The 18,102-nt window shown below is 60.7% G+C and carries 21 protein-coding genes; 13 read left to right on the top strand and 8 right to left on the bottom strand.

Annotation, left to right across the window (positions count from 1 at the left end; translation table 11 throughout):
* Positions 1-61 precede the first annotated feature (61 nt).
* The 5 genes from PPUTUW4_RS20425 to PPUTUW4_RS20405 all read left to right on the top strand — a co-directional run bounded on the left by PPUTUW4_RS20425 (position 62) and on the right by PPUTUW4_RS20405 (position 4,290).
* Positions 62-847: a TatD family hydrolase gene (locus tag PPUTUW4_RS20425; RefSeq protein WP_015096376.1), complete on the top strand. Its 786-nt coding sequence runs from the start codon at positions 62-64 to the stop codon at positions 845-847.
* A gap of 342 nt (positions 848-1,189) precedes the next feature.
* Positions 1,190-1,828, top strand: coding sequence for a TetR/AcrR family transcriptional regulator (locus PPUTUW4_RS20420; RefSeq protein ID WP_007977040.1), 639 nt, complete (start codon positions 1,190-1,192; stop codon positions 1,826-1,828).
* A 137-nt stretch (positions 1,829-1,965) separates the two neighbouring features.
* Complete coding sequence (locus tag PPUTUW4_RS20415) at positions 1,966-2,934, top strand: radical SAM protein (protein WP_015096375.1); 969 nt, start codon at positions 1,966-1,968, stop codon at positions 2,932-2,934.
* A 170-nt stretch (positions 2,935-3,104) separates the two neighbouring features.
* Positions 3,105-3,713: a DUF4823 domain-containing protein gene (locus tag PPUTUW4_RS20410; protein ID WP_015096374.1), complete on the top strand. Its 609-nt coding sequence runs from the start codon at positions 3,105-3,107 to the stop codon at positions 3,711-3,713.
* Between the two features lie 16 nt (positions 3,714-3,729).
* Entirely contained in the window at positions 3,730-4,290 is a 561-nt protein-coding gene (locus tag PPUTUW4_RS20405; RefSeq protein ID WP_015096373.1) for a DUF1285 domain-containing protein, read from the top strand.
* A 64-nt stretch (positions 4,291-4,354) separates the two neighbouring features.
* Here the strand turns inward: PPUTUW4_RS20405 and PPUTUW4_RS20400 are convergent, their stop codons facing one another.
* From PPUTUW4_RS20400 to PPUTUW4_RS20385, 4 genes are all read right to left on the bottom strand, one after another.
* A complete protein-coding gene (locus PPUTUW4_RS20400) occupies positions 4,355-4,732 on the bottom strand; it encodes a DUF2892 domain-containing protein (protein WP_015096372.1) in 378 nt (125 codons plus the stop codon).
* 80 nt (positions 4,733-4,812) lie between these two features.
* Positions 4,813-5,283, bottom strand: a complete 471-nt coding sequence (locus tag PPUTUW4_RS20395) for an RNA methyltransferase (RefSeq protein WP_007993783.1) — start codon at positions 5,281-5,283, stop codon at positions 4,813-4,815.
* 191 nt (positions 5,284-5,474) lie between these two features.
* Entirely contained in the window at positions 5,475-5,846 is a 372-nt protein-coding gene (locus tag PPUTUW4_RS20390; RefSeq protein ID WP_007944009.1) for a YajD family HNH nuclease, read from the bottom strand.
* 50 nt (positions 5,847-5,896) lie between these two features.
* On the bottom strand, positions 5,897-6,583 hold the full coding sequence (locus PPUTUW4_RS20385; RefSeq protein ID WP_007972413.1) for an MnmC family methyltransferase: 687 nt from the start codon (positions 6,581-6,583) through the stop codon (positions 5,897-5,899).
* Positions 6,584-6,678: 95 nt separating this feature from the next.
* On the opposite strand from PPUTUW4_RS20385, the gene PPUTUW4_RS20380 reads away from it, so the two are divergent.
* Positions 6,679-6,969, top strand: coding sequence for a hypothetical protein (locus tag PPUTUW4_RS20380; RefSeq protein WP_015096371.1), 291 nt, complete (start codon positions 6,679-6,681; stop codon positions 6,967-6,969).
* On the opposite strand, the gene PPUTUW4_RS20375 is transcribed toward PPUTUW4_RS20380, so the two are convergent.
* Together PPUTUW4_RS20375 and PPUTUW4_RS20370 are read right to left on the bottom strand one after the other, a co-directional pair.
* The gene (locus tag PPUTUW4_RS20375; protein ID WP_007972417.1) at positions 6,966-7,439 is read right to left on the bottom strand and encodes a cyclic nucleotide-binding domain-containing protein; all 474 of its coding nucleotides are present in this window, start codon (positions 7,437-7,439) and stop codon (positions 6,966-6,968) included. The two genes, PPUTUW4_RS20380 and PPUTUW4_RS20375, sit on opposite strands and share 4 nt — an antisense overlap.
* Before the next feature lie 214 nt (positions 7,440-7,653).
* Entirely contained in the window at positions 7,654-9,708 is a 2,055-nt protein-coding gene (locus PPUTUW4_RS20370; protein WP_015096370.1) for a S9 family peptidase, read from the bottom strand.
* Between the two features lie 286 nt (positions 9,709-9,994).
* Between PPUTUW4_RS20370 and PPUTUW4_RS20365 the strand changes: the two genes are divergently transcribed.
* Genes PPUTUW4_RS20365 through PPUTUW4_RS20355 form a run of 3 tightly spaced genes read left to right on the top strand, consistent with a single transcriptional unit; the run spans position 9,995 to position 11,855 of the window.
* Positions 9,995-10,492: a hypothetical protein gene (locus PPUTUW4_RS20365; protein ID WP_015096369.1), complete on the top strand. Its 498-nt coding sequence runs from the start codon at positions 9,995-9,997 to the stop codon at positions 10,490-10,492.
* A 32-nt stretch (positions 10,493-10,524) separates the two neighbouring features.
* Positions 10,525-11,301 (top strand): class II glutamine amidotransferase, encoded by a 777-nt coding sequence (locus PPUTUW4_RS20360; protein WP_015096368.1) that lies wholly within the window; start codon positions 10,525-10,527, stop codon positions 11,299-11,301.
* An 11-nt stretch (positions 11,302-11,312) separates the two neighbouring features.
* Positions 11,313-11,855, top strand: coding sequence for a DUF2937 family protein (locus tag PPUTUW4_RS20355; protein WP_015096367.1), 543 nt, complete (start codon positions 11,313-11,315; stop codon positions 11,853-11,855).
* Between the two features lie 156 nt (positions 11,856-12,011).
* On the opposite strand, the gene PPUTUW4_RS20350 is transcribed toward PPUTUW4_RS20355, so the two are convergent.
* Positions 12,012-12,926, bottom strand: a complete 915-nt coding sequence (locus tag PPUTUW4_RS20350) for a LysR family transcriptional regulator (RefSeq protein WP_015096366.1) — start codon at positions 12,924-12,926, stop codon at positions 12,012-12,014.
* Positions 12,927-13,072: 146 nt separating this feature from the next.
* Between PPUTUW4_RS20350 and PPUTUW4_RS20345 the strand changes: the two genes are divergently transcribed.
* The 4 genes from PPUTUW4_RS20345 (at position 13,073) to PPUTUW4_RS20330 (ending at position 16,809) form a co-directional block, all read left to right on the top strand.
* The gene (locus PPUTUW4_RS20345; protein ID WP_015096365.1) at positions 13,073-14,359 is read left to right on the top strand and encodes an MFS transporter; all 1,287 of its coding nucleotides are present in this window, start codon (positions 13,073-13,075) and stop codon (positions 14,357-14,359) included.
* Between the two features lie 73 nt (positions 14,360-14,432).
* On the top strand, positions 14,433-15,185 hold the full coding sequence (locus tag PPUTUW4_RS20340; RefSeq protein WP_015096364.1) for a 5-oxoprolinase subunit PxpA: 753 nt from the start codon (positions 14,433-14,435) through the stop codon (positions 15,183-15,185).
* Positions 15,182-15,886 (top strand): 5-oxoprolinase subunit PxpB, encoded by a 705-nt coding sequence (gene pxpB / locus PPUTUW4_RS20335; protein WP_015096363.1) that lies wholly within the window; start codon positions 15,182-15,184, stop codon positions 15,884-15,886. Before PPUTUW4_RS20340 ends, pxpB begins: the two co-directional genes overlap by 4 nt.
* Complete coding sequence (locus tag PPUTUW4_RS20330) at positions 15,883-16,809, top strand: biotin-dependent carboxyltransferase family protein (RefSeq protein WP_015096362.1); 927 nt, start codon at positions 15,883-15,885, stop codon at positions 16,807-16,809. Before pxpB ends, PPUTUW4_RS20330 begins: the two co-directional genes overlap by 4 nt.
* A 103-nt stretch (positions 16,810-16,912) precedes the next feature.
* Here PPUTUW4_RS20330 and PPUTUW4_RS20325 read toward each other — a convergent pair whose 3' ends face one another.
* Positions 16,913-18,091 (bottom strand): VWA domain-containing protein, encoded by a 1,179-nt coding sequence (locus PPUTUW4_RS20325; RefSeq protein ID WP_008049176.1) that lies wholly within the window; start codon positions 18,089-18,091, stop codon positions 16,913-16,915.
* Between the last annotated feature and the right edge of the window lie 11 nt (positions 18,092-18,102).

Raw genomic sequence — 18,102 nt, 5'->3', positions numbered from 1 at the left:
CGCCTAGAATCTATCAGTACACCCGACCGTCCCACCCATTCGATGTAAGTTGCAGCCCTTTATGCTCGTAGATTCCCATTGTCACCTCGATCGCCTCGACCTGGCCGCCCACGACGGCTCCCTGGATGCTGCCCTGGATGCCGCCCGGCAGCGCGGGGTAGGGCACTTTCTGTGTATCGGTGTCAGCGCGGACAACGCGGCCGACGTCAAAGCCCTGGCCGAGCGCTATGACGACGTCGACTGCTCGGTGGGCGTGCACCCTCTGGATGTACAGCCCGGTGCCGCGCCAGCACTGGACTGGCTGTTGCAGGAGCTCAATCACCCGCGTGTGGTCGCCATCGGCGAAACCGGCCTCGATTACCACTACGAGCCGGAAGCGGCGCAGTTGCAGCAGGAGTCTTTTCGCCTGCACCTGCAAGCGGCGCAGCAGACCGGCAAACCGGTGATCATCCACACCCGTGGGGCCCGCACCGATACCCTGGACTTGTTGCACGAAGCGGCACTGCCCCAAGCGGGCGTATTGCACTGCTTTACCGAAGACTGGGAAATGGCGAAGGCTGCGCTGGACATGGGTTATTACATTTCCTTATCCGGAATTGTCACTTTTCGCAATGCCGATGCGTTGCGCGATGTGGCCAGCAAGGTGCCGGCCGACCGCTTGCTGGTGGAAACCGATTCGCCCTACCTGGCGCCGATTCCCCATCGCGGCAAGCCAAACCTGCCGCAGTACGTGCGTGAAGTAGCGGAATTTCTGGCAATGTTGCGCGGTGAACCCTACGAGCGGTTTGCCGAGCAGACCACGGCCAATTTCAAGCGGTTGTTTCCGTTGGCGCATGTGAAAGGTTAAATCGCAGGCAAAAAAAACCCGGGTTCTGGGGGGTGAATCCGGGTTAAGACCATTAGGAGTAAAACAATGGCACGCGGTCCGTTGGTACCAATATCGGCGTGACACTTGGGGGAGATGCCCCGCCGACAGTTCAAGTATTGATCAGGATTGCGCCTAGTCCAGTTTGCCGGCCCGGGTTTTTAAACAAATTTGGAATACGTGCGCTTCGGAAGAGTTCTCATCAACCGGCAATCGTGCGCGGAATGACCGGAAAGCGCAGATATGGTCGGATGATCCGTGCATTTTTGCGTAAGTTAGGCATAATACGCGGCTTCGAATTTTGACCCCGACAGACCTTTTCTTATGCATAAAGAACCTCGTAAGGTCCGTGAGTTTCGTCGCCGCGAGCAGGAAATTCTCGATACCGCGCTAAAGCTGTTCCTCGAACAAGGTGAAGACAGTGTCACCGTCGAGATGATTGCTGATGCCGTCGGTATCGGCAAAGGCACGATCTACAAGCATTTCAAATCCAAGGCGGAAATCTATCTGCGCCTGATGCTCGACTACGAGCGCGATTTGAACGCACTGCTGCATTCGGCCGATGTCGACAAGGACAAGGAAGCCCTGTCCCGGGCCTACTTCGAATTCCGCATGCGCGATCCACAACGCTATCGCCTGTTCGACCGCCTCGAAGAGAAAGTGGTCAAGGGCAACCAGGTGCCGGAGATGATCGAGGAGCTGCACAAGATCCGTGCCTCGAACTTCGAACGCCTGACCCTGCTGATCAAGGGCCGGATCAGCGAAGGCAAGCTGGAAGACGTGCCACCTTACTTCCACTACTGCGCGTCGTGGGCGCTGGTGCACGGCGCCGTCGCGCTGTATCACTCGCCGTTCTGGAGCAATGTGCTGGAAGATCAGGAAGGTTTCTTCCAGTTCCTGATGGACATCGGCGTGCGCATGGGCAACAAACGCAAGCGCGATACCGACACTTCCGGTAGCTGAGCCATTCAGTTGCCTTATTGCGCCATGATTTCGCTACTTGGCGCAGTACCGCAGGAATATACTCAGGTAGAGGACTTGCTAAAACTTGATTTCTGAGTCAAGTTTTAGCGGCCCGATATTCTTCCGCCGGAGTGACCATGATCGTTGACCGTCAAGGCAGGCGTTTTCGCAACTTGCGAATCAGTCTGACCTCTGCCTGCAATTACGCCTGTACCTACTGCGTGCCCAACGGCAAGCGGCTGGTGGCTGCGCAGGATGAATTGTCGGCCGAAGCGATGGCGCGCGGCGTGGCTTATCTGATTGAAGCGGCAGGGATCGAGCGTCTGCGCATTACTGGCGGCGAGCCACTGGTCAGTCCAAAACTCGAAGCCTTCATGACAGCGGTCGGGCAGATGGGTCTGGAAGACATCAGCCTGACCACCAATGGCCAGTTGCTGGCGAAGAAACTGCCGCTGCTGGTGAACGCCGGCATTCGGCGCCTCAACGTTTCCCTCGACACGCTCGACGCCAGTGCATTCCGCGGCATTGCCCGGGGCGGCGACCTGGCCACCGTGCTAAACGGCATGAGCGAGGCCAGTGCGGCCGGCATGAAGATCAAGGTCAACATGGTGCCGCTGCGCGGGCAGAACCTTGATCAAGTGATGCCGTTGCTCGACTACTGCCTGGAGCGCGGTTATGAACTGCGCTTCATCGAGCTGATGCGCATGGGCCACCTGGCCAACGACTCCAATGCGTTTTTGCAGCAGTTCGTCAGCCTCCAGCAATTGCTGAGCCTGATCGGCGAGCGTTATGAATATCTGCAGGCCGATGCCCCGGTCGATGCAACGGCGGTTCGTTATGAAATTCCCGGCCAGGGTTACTTCGGCGTGATCGCCAACGAAAGTGTGCCGTTCTGCCGGACCTGCTCGCGACTGCGCTTGTCTTCCACCGGGTGGTTGCATGGCTGTCTGTCGTCGAGCAATCGCCATTACATCGGCGACCTGCTGGACAAACCGCGCCACCAGGCGTTGCCGGGCTTGCAGAGACTTTTGGTGAAAGCCTTGGGGGACAAGCAGGAAGTGGCGTTCTCCGGCGGCGCGACCGTCATGAAGATTATCGGCGGCTGATCCGGCCTCATCGCGGGCAAGCCACGCTCCCACAAGGTTGTGCGTAAACCCTGTGGGAGCGTGGCTTGCCCGCGATTGCGTTTGATCAGGCACGATCAACTTGAGCTGGCGCAAAAGCTGCATCCTACGGCCATTCGCCGGTTTTCCGACACCGGCCTCTGGAGGATAGGATGCGTAGCCTGGTTTTGCTGCTGGCCGTTTTGGCACTTGGTGGCTGCATGAACGTCAGCGATATGGCCGAAGGGACTCGCTACCATATGAGCGATGCGGGGCTGCTCGATCACAGTGACAGCCGTCGCGTAAACAACCTGCGCATTCAACCGGATTCGTTCGTCTACATCGCCCAGGGCGCTTTCATGCCGCCGGGCAGCGCCGTTTATCCACGGCCCAACGTGATTGCCGAAGTCGCGTTCGATGGCTTCGTCGAATACTTCCCGATGGTCCGCCGTGCCCGCACGCCGGAAGGCCTCGACCAGGCCATGGGCGAAGCCCGTGCCGCCGGTGCGCACTATCTGCTCTACACCCGATTCGCCAAGTCGGACGACCGTATCGGCAACTCGGACGAATGGCTGGATCAGGAAGCCCTGGATCGCCTCGGCATCGACAGCGGTATGATTCAGATCATGTTGATCGAGACCAGCACCCAGTATTTGATTGATACTGCGACCATCAAGAGTCGTGGCGGTTTACTGACGTTCCACGATAAAAAACCCGAAGACCTGATGGGCCCGCCGCTGGAGCAATATGCGCGCGGCCTGCTGGGGCTCAGCGACCAGTAACTTCAAGGAGAACGCCATGAGTGGCCCGCAAAAAGCCAACGACTTGCTGGGGCAGATCCCCAAGACCAAAGGCTTGCCGCCGGTGCACCTGTGGAACCCCGATTTCTGCGGCGACATCGATATGCGCATCGCCCGGGACGGCACCTGGTATTACCTGGGCACGCCGATCGGGCGCAAGCCGATGGTCAAGCTGTTCTCCACCATCATTCGCCGCGACGGCGATGATTATTTCCTGATTACCCCGGTGGAAAAAGTCGGCATCAAAGTCGACGATGCGCCGTTCGTGGCGATTGCGGTGGACGTGGAAGGCGAGGGCGAGGCGCAGGTGCTGCGCTTTACCACCAACGTCGATGAAACCACCGAGGCCGGTGCCGGGCATCCGCTGCGCGTAGTGATCGATCCCGACACGCAGGAGCCAGCCCCTTACGTGCACGTGCGCAGCAATCTTGAAGCCTTGATCCATCGCAATGTGTTCTATCAGCTGGTAGAGCTGGCGGTGAGTCGAGAGATCGACGGCCAGCGTTGGTTAGGCGTGTGGAGCGGTGGAGAGTTTTTCCCCATCGGCCTCGAACCCTGACGCAAAACCCTGTGGGAGCGAGCCTGCTCGCGACAGGTCTATCAGCCTCACCGAACGATCCGGATCAAACCCCGGCTTTCGGCGACTTCAAGGAATCATTACCCGTCACGGTTGCAGTTTTGGTCGCCGCCTCGGCATTGGCCTTCAACTGGCTCAGTTCCTCACCGGCGCGCTGGATTTTCGCCCGCACGTTGTTCATGTCCTGACGGCTTTTCTCCAGCAGGCTTTTCGCCGAACTGTGGCCGGTAATGCCGCGCGCCAGGGCTACGCCGCCGATGGCCACCTGGATCAGGCCGAAGATCCCGCCACGACGCAGGCCCTTGCCCACCATCACCACACCGCCGGCCAGGGAGCCGATGCGTTCCCAGCCCTGCACGTTCTGTTCGGAAGGGCTCTGGAAGGGGGTGGATTCGATACGCTCGACGCGTTTGAGTTCGCTCATGGTCTGTCTCCAGGCTTCAGTGATCGTTAGTCAAGCTGACCGCCGGGGCGGGCAGCTCGTTCAATCGAATGTGCGGCGATTCAGCGGAATTTTGGTCCGGAGCGGGTATTGAGCCCCTTGGACATGCGGTCGTAGAGCACGACGTTGACCGTGGCGGCCAGGTTCATGCAACCGGTGGTCGGAATGTAGACCACGTCTTCGCACCAGTCGCGAATCTCCTTATCCAGCGAGCCGTCTTCCGGACCGAAGATGTAGAGCGCGCGATCCGGGTGGGTGTATTCCGGCAGAGGGCGGGCACCCTCAACCAGCTCAACGGCGACGGGTACACAATTGAGCGGCAGGATCTTCTTCAGGTCATCGATGCCGATCAGCGGGATGTCGTAGTGCACGCGCTTGGTATCGGTGACGAAGTCGGCGGCGCGCTCATAGCGCTTGCCGGTGTAGAACACCGACGCCACGCCATAACAGCCAGCGGCGCGCATCACCGAACCGACGTTCTCCGGTGACTTGGGGTTATACAAACCAATGCAGCTGTACCGTTTGTCTGCCACGAGCGGGGTGCCTTTCGGGAAAAAAGCGCGATTATACGGGGATTGGGCGGCAGTGGTCAGTTCGGAGATTGGCGGTGTAGCTGAGGCCGCCTTCGCGAGCAAGCCCGCTCCCACATTTGATCTGCGTCGTACACAAAACCAATGTGGGAGCGGGCTTGCTCGCGAAGGGGCCAGTTCAAGCGCTGAAGATATCAGTCTTCTTTTTTCATGAGGCCAGCCAACGCCGCAAAGGGGTTGTGCGTGGCCTTGGCGATTTTCGGCGTGCTCAGCGAGCCTTCGCCGAAATACTGCTGATCGGTATAGCGCGAGTGTTCGTTATCGTGGCAGTACAGGCACAACAGCTCCCAGTTCGAGCCGTCCTGCGGGTTGTTGTCGTGGTTGTGGTCGCGGTGGTGCACGGTCAGTTCGCTCAGGCGCTTGCCAGAGAACTCACGGGCGCAGCGGCCACAGACGTGCGGGTACATCTTCAGGGCCTTGTCGCGGTAGCCCATTTCCTTGTCGCGCTGGTTGTCGGCGAGGATGCGATCCAGCTTCGAAGTGTTGGTCGGGGTGGACGAACTCATGGGTTCACCTTTGTAGAAAGACTGATGACGGTTATAGGGTGAAGTTTAGCCTAGCCCTTGAGCTTCTCGGCAATCCAGATGGTGTGGCGGGTGCCCTTGTTGCCGTGGGCGAAGACCTGCACTTCCTCGGCCTTGAACCCGGCTTTCTTCAGTTTGTCGGAAAATTGCCGATCAGCGCTGGCCGACCAGACCGCCAGCACGCCTTTGGGGCGCATGGCCCTGGCGCAGGCGTTCAGGCCGGCGGCGGAGTACAGCCAGCTGTTGGCCTTCTGGGTCAGGCCTTCGGGGCCGTTGTCGACATCGAGCATGATGGCATCGAAGCCCTGGGGTTCTGCTTGCAGGACCTTGGCCACGTCTTCCATGCGAATCACCGTGCGCGGGTCGAGTAGCGGGTTGCCGGCCTTTTCGCCCAGCGGTCCACGGTTCCACTCAACCACACCGGGGACCAGTTCGGCGACCACCACTTCGGCGGTCTTGCCCAGGTGCTTGAGCGCCGAGGCAAGGGTGAATCCCATGCCCAGGCCGCCGATCAGCACCCGTGAATTCGGTCGGCCAGCGACTTTGCGGCAGGGGATCTCGGCCAGGGCATCTTCGGAGCCGTGCATGCGCGTGTTCATCAATTGTCCGCCGTCGCCACCCTGGATCTTGATGACGAAATCCTCGCCATATTCGAACAGGCACAGGGCACCGCCGTTTTCAGGAATGGGGGTGGTGTCCAGCAGAACGAAACGTTTCATGGGGCTCACTTGAAGAAAATTGGCAGAACTCGGGAGGGCAAACAGACGCAGTTGGGAGTAGCCTGTTCATGACGACAAGGCCAACGGAGCCATTGATGAAGCGCACCATTCTAACGGTCATTGCCCTGACCGCGCTCTCGATAACTGCAGCGCAGGCCCAACAGTTGCAAACGATTCCCGTCAGCCCCGCGCCGATACCCGGTTCGCCCGGCACCGCCACGCCCACGCCTTACCCGCAAATCAGCCCGGCGCCGTTGCCGAAAGTCGGCCCCGGCAGTAGCGGGCCGCCGTTGGTGCCGATTGAAATGCCCAGCCCGCCAACCAAGGATCAGCCAGTGCCAGGAATCGAACCGAACCCGCCGAAAGTCAAATCACCGGGCGGCTAGACCTGCTGCGAAAGCAATTGACCATCGGCCATGCGCAGGCGTTTGGACAGGGAGACGGCGAGGGCACGGATGATCTTGGCAGCGATTTTCGGTGCATCGTTGAGCATCTTTTCCAGCGAGTCCTTGCCCAGGTTGAGCAACTGGCAGTTGCTGGCGGCCACGCAACTGGCCGAGCGCCGTTCGCCGTCGAGCACGGCCATTTCCCCGAACGAGCGGCCGCTGCGCAACGTGGCGATGGTGACTCGTTGCCCGTCAGCGGTGGTTTTCTGCACCGCCACCTGACCGGTATGGATGATGCACATGAAGCTGCCGGCATCGCCCTCCTGGAAGATCTCCTCGCCCTGGGCAATGGTGCTGATACTGAAGTAGCCCGAGGCCGCGACGAAGTCCGCCGGCAACAGTTGATTGAACAGGCCGCAATCCATCAGCCAGTCGCGAATTTCGTTGTTCAGAAAAGTTGATTCAGACATGTCGTCACGGTCTTTGTTGTGAGTGTTGCTGACTCGAATTTGAATTCACCGCAAATCCCCTGTGGGAGCGAGCTTGCTCGCGATTGCGGCTTCACAGGCAACGCTAATGTTGATTGTGCTGACGCCATCGCGAGCAAGCTCGCTCCCACAAGGGGTACGGGTTGTATCGGCTGTCGGTGTGCGCAATTAAGACTGGCACACTGCGCCAGGCTCCTCAGGCAATACCCAATACCTTGAATAAAAATGCATATTCGAGAGCTACGTCACGCAATCCCTGATATCGACCGCTCATCCCGCCATGCCCGGCACCCAGTTCGGTCTTGAGCAGTAGCGGATTGCTGTCGGTCTTGGTCGCGCGCAGTTTCGCCACCCACTTGGCCGCTTCCCAGTACTGCACGCGGCTGTCGTTGTAACCGGCGATCACCAGGGTCGCCGGATAAGCTTGCGCGGTGACGTTTTCGTAAGGGGCGTAGGCCTTGATCCGATCATAAACGTCCGGTTCTTCAGGGTTGCCCCATTCGTCGTATTCCGTCACGGTCAATGGCAGATCAGGGTCGAGCATGGTGTTGAGGACGTCGACGAACGGCACTTCGGCAATGGCGGCGCCAAACAGCTGCGGCTGTTGATTGAGCACCGCGCCGATCAGCAAGCCGCCGGCGCTGCCGCCGCTGATTGCCAACTGCGGTGCAGTGGTGAAGCCTTGGGCGATCAGGTGTTCGGCGCAGGCGATAAAGTCGCTGAAGGTGTTGTGCTTGTGCTCCTGCTTGCCGGCGCGATACCAGGCTTCCCCCAGTTCGCCGCCGCCACGCACGTGGGCAATGGCAAACGCCATGCCGCGATCCAGCAGGCTCAGGCGCGCATGGGAAAACCATGGGTCGAGGCTTTCGCCGTAGGCGCCATAACCGTAGAGGTACAGCGGCACTGGTTTGCCGAGGTCGGTGCGTTTGATCACCAGGCTGATGGGCACTTGCGTGCCGTCCGGCGCAGTGGCCCACAGGCGCTGGCTGATGTAGGCGTCGGCGTCGAACGGGCCGAGCACCGGGGTTTGCTTGAGGACTTTCTGTTCGCCGGTGGCCAGCTCAAGCTGGCGGATTTGCGCCGGACGGTTCAACGCTTCGTAGCGCAGGCGAATCCGCTCGCTTTCGAACTCCAGGCTGTTTTGCACGTGCAGGCTGTAGGCCGCATCCGGCAGCTGCACGCGATAAGGCGCCAGGCCTTGTGGGTGAACTTCAATGACCGGCAGACCGCCAAGCCGCAGGCTGAGGGTCATGGCCCCGGTGTTCAGGCTGATGCCGTCGATCATCACCGTGTCGCTATGGGGGATCAGGTTCTGCCAGTCGGCTTCGGTGGGCACGGCGCCGGTATCGACGGCCGTGTACAAGGCGAAATTGATGCCGTCGCGGTTGGTGCGGATGAACCAGGTCCATTGCCCGTCGAGTGCGCCATGATCCACGTCGTACTCATGATCCTCGACCCGGGGCGCCAGGCAGGTAAACGCCTGCTGGGGCCGGGAGGCATCGAGGACCCAGACTTCGCTGGTGGTCTTGCTGCCCACGGACAGCAGCAGTTGCTGCTCGGAGCTTGAACGGTAGCAATGCATGAAGAAGCGACCGTCCGGCTCATGGAACACTTCTTCGGCCGCCGTACCGTCCAGTCGATAGCGATACAGCTTGTGCGGGCGATGGGTGTCGTCCAGCTCGCCAAAGAACAGCGTCAGGCTGTCGTTGGCCCAGGTCATGCTGCCGTCACAGTCCTGGAATTCCAGCTCGCTGACGCGGCCGTCGGACAATTCCTTCACGAACAGCGTGTAAATCTCGTCGCCACTGGAGTCGATGCTGTAGGCAAGGCGCTGATGGTCTGGGCTGATGCTGAACGCACCCAGGGAAAAGAAGCCGCCGTTGGCCAGTTCGTTGGGGTCCAGCAGCAATTGTTCGCGGCTTTCGTCGAGGGTCAGGCTGTCATCGCCCGGACGCGGGCAGCGGTAGTGCCGGGCATACTCATCGCCTGCGGTGGTGCGGGTGTAGTACAGATACGGTCCCCAGGGCGAGGGCAGGGACAGGTCGGTCTCGAGAATCCGCCCCTTGATCTCCTCGAACAGGGTTTCGCGCAGCCCGGCCTGGTCGGCGGTTTGCGCCTCCTGATAGCTGTTTTCGGCTTTCAGATAGTCGAGCACTGCATCGGTGTCGCGCTCTTGCAGCCAGGCATACGGATCGGAGCCATCAGCCTTGTGGGCAATCGGAGCGTCGTGAATGTTGGCGGGTAGGGGCATGAAGGACTCTCGAGCAGTGTACGGAATAGGGGCTTGGCAACCTGTGGGAGCGGGCTTGTGTGGCGAGGGGGCTTGCCCCCGTTCGGCTGCGAAGCAGTCGTAATACAGACACCGCGTTGTTTAAATACCGCAGTGACTTGTTTTAGGGCCGCTTTGCGACCCAACGGGGGCAAGCCCCCTCGCCACACAAGCCCGCTCCCACATGGATAGCGCTCAACAGTCAGGCATTGATGCAGCCTGACGGGCGAAAAGCCGTTATCATAAGCGCCTCTTTGCCTGCCTTGCCATGGACACCATGACCGAGAACGACTATCTGATCGCTTGGGGCCTCTACGCCTTCGCCGCTTTGGGCTGCCTGTTGGTGTGGATGCGCTTGACCCGCTGGATGTGGCGTTGGCTGCGTGAGCCACTGCGGCTGGCGATGGTCGTGCTGCTGTTCAGCCCGACCATCATCGACCCGGTGAAGGACAAAGTCGCACCGGCCGTCGCCATTACCGCGCTCGACCTGCTGTTCAAGGTCGGCAACAACGCCTGGCGGGCCATTTCCGATCTGTTCATGTACGGCATGATCGCATTCGGCCTCTATCTGGTGCTGGTGGCGATCCGTTTCCCCATCGAACGCGCCTCCAACGCCCGCAAGGAGCGTGAGGCTGCCACCAAAGCCGCCGTCCGCGCCGAAGAACCTGAGGATGATCAACCGTTTGGCGGTGCCGGCGATGATCGTTACGGTCGCCCGCCCGTGCCGAGCAATCCTCAGCGGATGCGAGTCGAACCCCGTCTGTAACCTTGCCCCTGCGATTGAGCGAGAGTCCGAACATGTGTGAGTTATTGGGCATGAGCGCCAATGTCCCGACCGATATCGTGTTCAGCTTTACCGGGCTGATGCAGCGCGGCGGCCGCACCGGCCCGCACCGCGATGGTTGGGGCATTGCCTTCTATGAAGGCCGTGGGCTGCGGCTGTTCCAGGACCCGGCGGCCAGTTGCGAGTCGGAAGTCGCCAATCTGGTGCAGCGCTATCCGATCAAGAGCGAAGTGGTGATCGGGCACATCCGCCAGGCCAACGTCGGCAAGGTCTGCCTGTCCAACACCCATCCGTTCGTCCGCGAGTTGTGGGGGCGCAACTGGTGTTTCGCCCATAACGGCCAGTTGGCGGATTTTCAGCCAACGGCCAGTTTCTACCGCCCCGTGGGCGATACCGACAGCGAAGCGGCATTCTGCGATTTGCTCAACCGTGTGCGTGCGGCGTTCCCCGAACCGGTCGAGGTCGAAGCGTTGCTGCCGGACCTGGTGGCCGCTTGCGCCGAGTACCGCAGCAAAGGCGTGTTCAACTGCCTGCTCAGCGATGGCGACTGGCTGTTCTGCTATTGCTCGACCAAGCTGGCGCAGATCACCCGTCGCGCCCCCTTTGGCCCGGCGCGCCTGAAAGATGTCGACGTGATCGTCGACTTTCAGGCCGAAACCACCCCTGACGATGTGGTCACCGTCATCGCCACCGAACCCCTGACCGAAAACGAAACCTGGACCCGTTACGAACCGGGTCAATGGAGCCTGTGGCGACGCGGCGAATGCGTCAGCCAGGGCACGACCGAATAAGGACTCCTTGCATGTTGCTCAGTTATCTACGGCTGGTGTTGTTTGCGGCGGGCCTGCTGATCGGTGTCCAGGTGCCGGGGTTCATCAACGATTACGCCAAACGGGTCGAAGCCCATCTGATCGAGGCGCAAGCCGGGTTGAGCGGCTTCCAGAACACCGCCAATCAGTTCTTCAAGGGTGACATGCAGGCGCTGGTCGCGCATTACCGCGCCAGCGAGGACCCGATCTTTCGCAGCGACGCCGACAGCCTGAGCAACCTGCTGACCCGTCAGGTGGCTCTGGACAAGCAATTCCAGGCGATGCAGGGCCCGTGGTACATCCGCTTCCTGCAAGTGGTGCTGGCCGCCGATCCGGACATTCGCAAGGAAACCTGGAACGGCTACAGCTACCAGATCCTGTTGACGCCCGAAGCGATGATCTGGGGCATGAGTGGCGCCTTGCTGCTGTCGTTCGGGATCGAGTGCCTGTTCCGGCTGATCGACTGGGTGGTGCTGGGCGGCAAGCGTCTGCGCCAGAGTCGGCCGATCGAAGAGCGGGATCTGCGCGGGTTGTAACAGCGTGCGGTTCCTGTGGCGAGGGGGCTTGCCCCCGCTCGGCTGCGCAGCAGTCGTAGAATTGGTAGCCGCGGTTTACCTGAATGATTTGGTTGATGGGTGTTGGGGCTGCTTCGCAACCCAAACGGGGGCAAGCCCCCTCGCCACAGGATGCCATCAACTGGAGAGGGTGATGTAGCGCTCTCCCACCTTCCGCGCATACCCCTCCAGCACCTGCTGACACAACGCCACAATCTCCTCGACCCACTCCACACCTACCCGCCACGACACCACCACCTGCAAGCCGGGTGGTCGCTGATCGATGTCCAGCAAGGTCAATTCACCGCGCGCCAGTTCCTCGGCCACCAGCACCGGCGGCAACGCGCCAATGCCAAATCCGTCGCGCAGCAGCCGGGTAATCGCCGACACTGAGTTCACGCAGTTCAGTCGCGGCGCCATCACGCCATTGGCCTGCATCAGGGCCAGTACTTCCTGGTGCGGATGGGAATTTTTCGAATAGGTGATGATCCGCTCGCCCGCCAGGTCAGCGATGCCCGAGTACTCGCGGTTGTAAATGGAATTGCTGGCGACGATCCAGCCCATGGGGTGGCTGGCCAGTTCCAGGCTGCGCACACTTTCCTGACGCAGCAGGTCGGTTTGCAGGATCACATCGAGAAAGCCTTTTTGCAGCTGATCGCAGAGGTTGAGCGAGGTATCGGCCACCAGCTCGATTTCCACCAGTGGGTAGTGATCGGTCATCTGCGCCACCAACGGGCTGAGCCAGGTATGGATCACCGTGTCCATCACGCCGATGCGCACCCGTCCGGCCTTGCTCGAACGGGTCTCGATCGACTGCTTGAGTGCCTGCATGGTGTCCAGCATCTGCTCGGCGTAATCGAGCACTTTGAGGCCCTCGGGCGTCAGGCTCACGCCGCGCGAATCACGCAGAAACAGCTTCACCCCGAGCTCGCCTTCAAGCACCGCAATCCGGCTGGAAATCGAGGCCTGAGTGGTGAAGAGCTTGTCGGCGGTCAGGCGGAAACTCTTGAGTCGGGCAACCCAGACAAAGGTCTCGAGAAACTTAAGGTTCATGGGATAAAGATTTCTTATGTCTAAGGCGGGTTTTTATTAGTTGGACGCAGCAGGGGCGCGCGTCCAAAAATCGGCGCATCCGGTTCCCACGATAGGCGTCGTCGGGGCTCAGAACAATACCAATAAAATCAGCGCGGAGATTTGCCATGAGTGCGCCCGACACCCCCGTCATCGCGAAAGCCACGGCTCGCCCGGGACCTTTCGACTGGTATCGCAACATCAATCAGCAGGAACGCCGCACCTTCTGGAGCTGCAAGATCGGTTATGGCCTGGACGGCATGGACACCCAGATGCTCAGCTTCGTGGTGCCGACCCTGATTGCCATGTGGGGCATCACCACCGGCCAGGCCGGGCTGATTCACACCAGCACCCTGATCGCTTCGGCCATCGGTGGCTGGGTCGCAGGGATACTCTCCGACCGCATCGGCCGTGTGCGCACCCTGCAATTGACCGTGTTGTGGTTTGCCTTCTTCACCTTCCTCTGCGGCTTTGCCCAGAACTACGAACAACTGCTGATTGCACGGACCCTGATGGGCTTCGGTTTCGGCGGCGAGTGGACGGCCGGCGCCGTGCTGATCGGCGAAGTGATTCGCGCCAAGGACCGCGGCAAGGCTGTGGGCATGGTGCAATCCGGCTGGGCGCTGGGTTGGGGGCTGACGGCGATCCTGTATGCGCTGCTGTTCTCGGTATTGCCGCCGGAAGATGCCTGGCGCGCGTTGTTCATCCTTGGCATCGTGCCGGCAATTTTTGTGATTTTTGTCCGCCGTCTGGTCAAGGATCCGGAAATCTATCGTCAAGCCAAAGCCAAGGAGGCGCCGACCAATCCTTCGAAGTTCTACGAGATCTTCGCCCCCGGCATGCTGTTCACCACGATTCGCGCTTCGTTGCTGACCACCGGCGCATTGGGCGGCTACTACGCCATCACGTCCTGGCTACCGACTTTCCTGAAAAACGAACGCGGTTTGAGCGTACTCAATACCAGCGGTTATCTGGCGATGGTGATCGTCGGTTCCTACGTGGGTTATGTCATCAGCGCCTATTTGACCGACATCCTCGGACGCAAGAAGAACTTCATCCTGTTCGCTGTCGGCTCGTTCACCATTGTCTTGCTGTACACGCAAATGCCGGTCAGCAACGGCGTGATGCTGTGGCTGGGCTTTCCGCTGGGCTTTTTTGCCTCGGGGATTTTCAGTGGCATGGGCGCATTCCTGACCGAATTGTTCCCCACGCGCATTCGCGGTTCGGGCCAGGGTTTTTGCTACAACATCGGCCGCGCGCTGGCGGCGTTGTTTCCGCTGCTGATCGGCCTGCTCAGCCAGACCGTACCGCTGAGCGTGGGCATCGGTGCCTTCGCGGCGGTTTCCTACGGTGTGGTGATCCTTGCGGCCCTGAGCCTGCCGGAAACCCGTGGCAAGCAACTCGACGCCCAGTAACTGATAATCTGCGGGCCTGTCTTATAGATAGGTCCCGCAGCAGAAAAGAATAAAGCCTACAGGAGTGTTCAGTGTGAGCCGCCTGCTATTGAACTGCGACATCGGCGAGAGTTTCGGCAGCTGGACCATGGGTCTGGACGCCGAGATCATGCCCTTCATCGATTGCGCCAACGTCGCCTGCGGTTTTCACGCCGGCGACCCGAGCATCATGCGCAAGACCGTCAGCCTGGCCCTCAGTCACGGTGTGCAAATCGGCGCGCATCCGGCCTATCAGGATCTGGTGGGCTTCGGCCGCCGCTCCATGGCCTATGCCACCCAGGAACTGCAAGACATCCTGCATTACCAGATCGGCGCCCTCGACGGCATCTGCCGGGCCCAGGGCGGCCGGGTCAGTTACGTCAAGCCCCATGGCGCGATGTACAACGACATGATGGCCAATCCAGCGCAACTGCGCGCCGTTTTGCAAGCGGTGGCGTCCTACGACCGCACGCTGCCATTGATGCTGATGGCCACCCGCGACAACAGCGCCGCCCAACAACTGGGCGATGAATACGGCGTGACACTGTGGTTCGAGGCCTTCGCCGATCGCGCTTACGACAGCGCCGGCAGGTTGGTCTCGCGACAACTGCCGGGCGCGGTGCATCACGACCCGGAAAAAATCATCGAGCAGGCGCTGACCATTGCCCGTGGCGATCAGCTCACCGCCAGTGACGGCAGCGCCCTGCATTTGCAGGCCAATACCCTCTGCGTGCACGGCGACAACGCCAGTTCGGTCGCTGCCGTGCAACGCATTCGTGAAGCCTTGGACCGGCAGAGTGCGTCATGAAGCTGCGGGTGGAAGTGGTGGCGCTGGATTGCCTGATGGTGCGCCTGTTCGATGAAATCGCCGAAAGCAACATGCCGTGGATGCTCGCTGCCAGTGAAAGTCTGCGCATGGCATTTGCCGGGCACCTGATCGATCTGGTGCCGTCCTACACCACATTGATGGTGCATTACGACATGACGGCATTGAGCCCGAGCCAGGCACGGGAATTGATCGCCCAGGCACTGATCGATCTGTCGCCTAATGCGCGTACTCGCGGTACCTGTCATGTGTTGCCGGTGTGGTACGACTTGAGCGTCGGACCGGAATTGACGCTGTTGTCGCAGCGCAGCGGGTTGGCGGTGGAGGAGGTGATCCGCCGCCACAGTGAGCGTGAATATCAGGTGTTCGCCCTGGGTTTTGCACCGGGCTTCGCCTTCATGGGGCTGGTGGAAGAAGTGCTCGCTGCGCCGCGTCTGAACACGCCACGCAAGAAAGTCGCGGCTGGCAGTGTCGGCATCGCCGAGCGGCAAACGGCGGCTTACCCGGTGGTGTCGCCGGGCGGCTGGAACCTGATCGGCCGCACGCCGGCCAGATTGTTCGACCGCAACCGTGATGGCTACAGCCTGATGCAACCCGGTGACACCGTACGGTTCGAAGCGGTCGGCCATGCCGAGTTCATTAACCTGGGGGGTGACGATACGCCTCTGGAGGCCCAGGCATGAGCCGTCTGATGATTGAAGCGAGTACGCCGCTGTGCCTGTTGCAGGATGCCGGGCGATTCGGCGTGCGGCATCTGGGCGTGACCCAGGGCGGAGCGGCCGATTGGCGTTCGATGTCCTGGGCCAACTGGCTATTGGGCAACGCACTGGATGCACCGGTGATCGAAATCACCCTCGGCGGGTTCACCGTGGTGGCTGAAGAAGACTGCGTGCTGGCCTTGGCCGGGGCGGATCTTGGCGCGCGGGTGGGCGGCGAGGCTTTGACCCCGTGGCGCAGTTTCAGGCTGTACAAAGGCCAGCGTTTGCAATTCACTCAGCCGTTGCTCGGAGCCCGGGCTTATCTGGCGGCGCCGGGTGGGTTTGATGCGCCGAAAGTGCTGGGCAGCAGCGCGACGGTGGTCCGGGAGGAACTCGGCGGGCTGGACGGCATGGGCCGTGCGCTGGGTAAAGGGGCGAGCTTGAGCTATTCGGGCAACCCGGTGATGTTGCTGCGCGAATTGACCGCAGACCAACGACCGGACCTGAACCTTGATGCGCCGTTGGACCTGGTCCTCGGTGCACAGATCGGCGAGTTCAGCGGGCAGAGCCTGTTCGACGCGTTCAACAGCCTATGGCACCTCGACAGCCGTGCCGACCGAATGGGTATTCGACTGCTGGGTACGGCGCTGCAGTACCAGGGCAAACCGATGATTTCCGAGGGCATTCCGTTGGGTGCCGTGCAGGTGCCGCCCGACGGGCAGCCGATTGTGTTGCTCAATGATCGGCAAACCATTGGCGGATATCCGCGTCTGGGGGCGTTGACGCCATTGGCGCTGGCGCGGCTGGCGCAGTGCCTGCCGGGGGCGCAGGTGCGGTTGAGGCCGGTGGTGCAGGATGTCGCTCATCGTGAGCATGTCGAGTATTTGCAGCGCTTCACACGCAGCTAAAAGCTTCGCGAGCAAGCCCGCTCCCACATTTGACCTGTGTCGTGCACAAAACTAATGTGGGAGCGGGCTTGCTCGCGAAGAGGCCTTCACAGGCGACGGATTTCTACTTGGATAGAAACCGCATCCCTTCTTCCAACCCACGAAGGGTCAACGGATACATCTGGTCCTCGATCAAGTCCCGCACGATGTTGGTCGACGAGGTATAGCCCCAGGTGTCCTTCGGATACGGGTTGATCCAGATGAGCTTCTTGTACTTTTCCTTGAACCGCTGCATCCACACGTAACCGGCTTCTTCGTTCCAGTGCTCGACACTGCCGCCCGCCTGGGTGATTTCATAGGGCGCCATGGCAGCGTCGCCGATGAAGATCACTTTGTAGTCGGCGCCGTACTTGTGCAGCAGGTCCATGGTCGAAGTGCGTTCGGAGGTGCGGCGCATGTTGTTCTTCCACACCGATTCATAAATGAAGTTGTGGAAGTAGAAGTACTCCAGGTGCTTGAACTCGGTCTTGCAGGCCGAGAACAATTCCTCGCAAATCTTCACATGGGCGTCCATCGAGCCGCCGATGTCAAACAGCAGCAACAGCTTGACGGTGTTGCGCCGCTCCGGCCGCATCTGGATGTTCAGCAGGCCGGCATCCTTGGCGGTGTGGTCGATGGTGCCATCGATGTCCAGCTCTTCCGCCGCGCCCTGGCGGGCGAACTTGCGCAGGCGGCGCAGGGCGACCTTGATGTTGCGCGTGCCCAGTTCCACCGAATCGTCGAGGTTCTTGTATTCGCGCTGGTCCCAGACCTTGGCGGCCTTGCCCTGGCGCTTGCCGGCATCGCCGACCCGGATGCCTTCCGGGTTGAAACCGCCGGAACCGAACGGGCTGGTGCCGCCGGTACCGATCCATTTATTACCGCCGGCGTGACGTTCCTTCTGTTCCTCGAGGCGTTTCTTGAACTCTTCGATCAGCTTGTCCAGGCCGCCGAGGGACTGGATCGCCGCCCGTTCTTCGTCGGTCAGCGAGCGTTCGAATTCCTTGCGCAGCCAGTCTTCGGGGATCAGCGCCTGAAGATGGTCGTCGAGCTTTTCCAGGCCATTGAAGTAGGCACCGAACGCCCGGTCGAACTTGTCGAAATGCTTTTCGTCCTTCACCAGGATCGCCCGGGACAAGTAATAGAACTCGTCCATGTCGGCGAAGGTCACGCGCTGTTTCAGCGCGTTGATCAGGTCCAGCAGCTCGCGTACCGAGACCGGCACCTTGGCTGCGCGCATTTCATTGAACAGGTTGAGCAGCATGGCATCAGCCT

The sequence above is a fragment of the Pseudomonas sp. UW4 genome, from assembly GCF_000316175.1.
In the GTDB taxonomy this organism is placed as follows: Bacteria; Pseudomonadota; Gammaproteobacteria; order Pseudomonadales; family Pseudomonadaceae; genus Aquipseudomonas; species Aquipseudomonas laurylsulfatiphila.
This window is presented reverse-complemented; position numbering and strand designations above follow the sequence as displayed.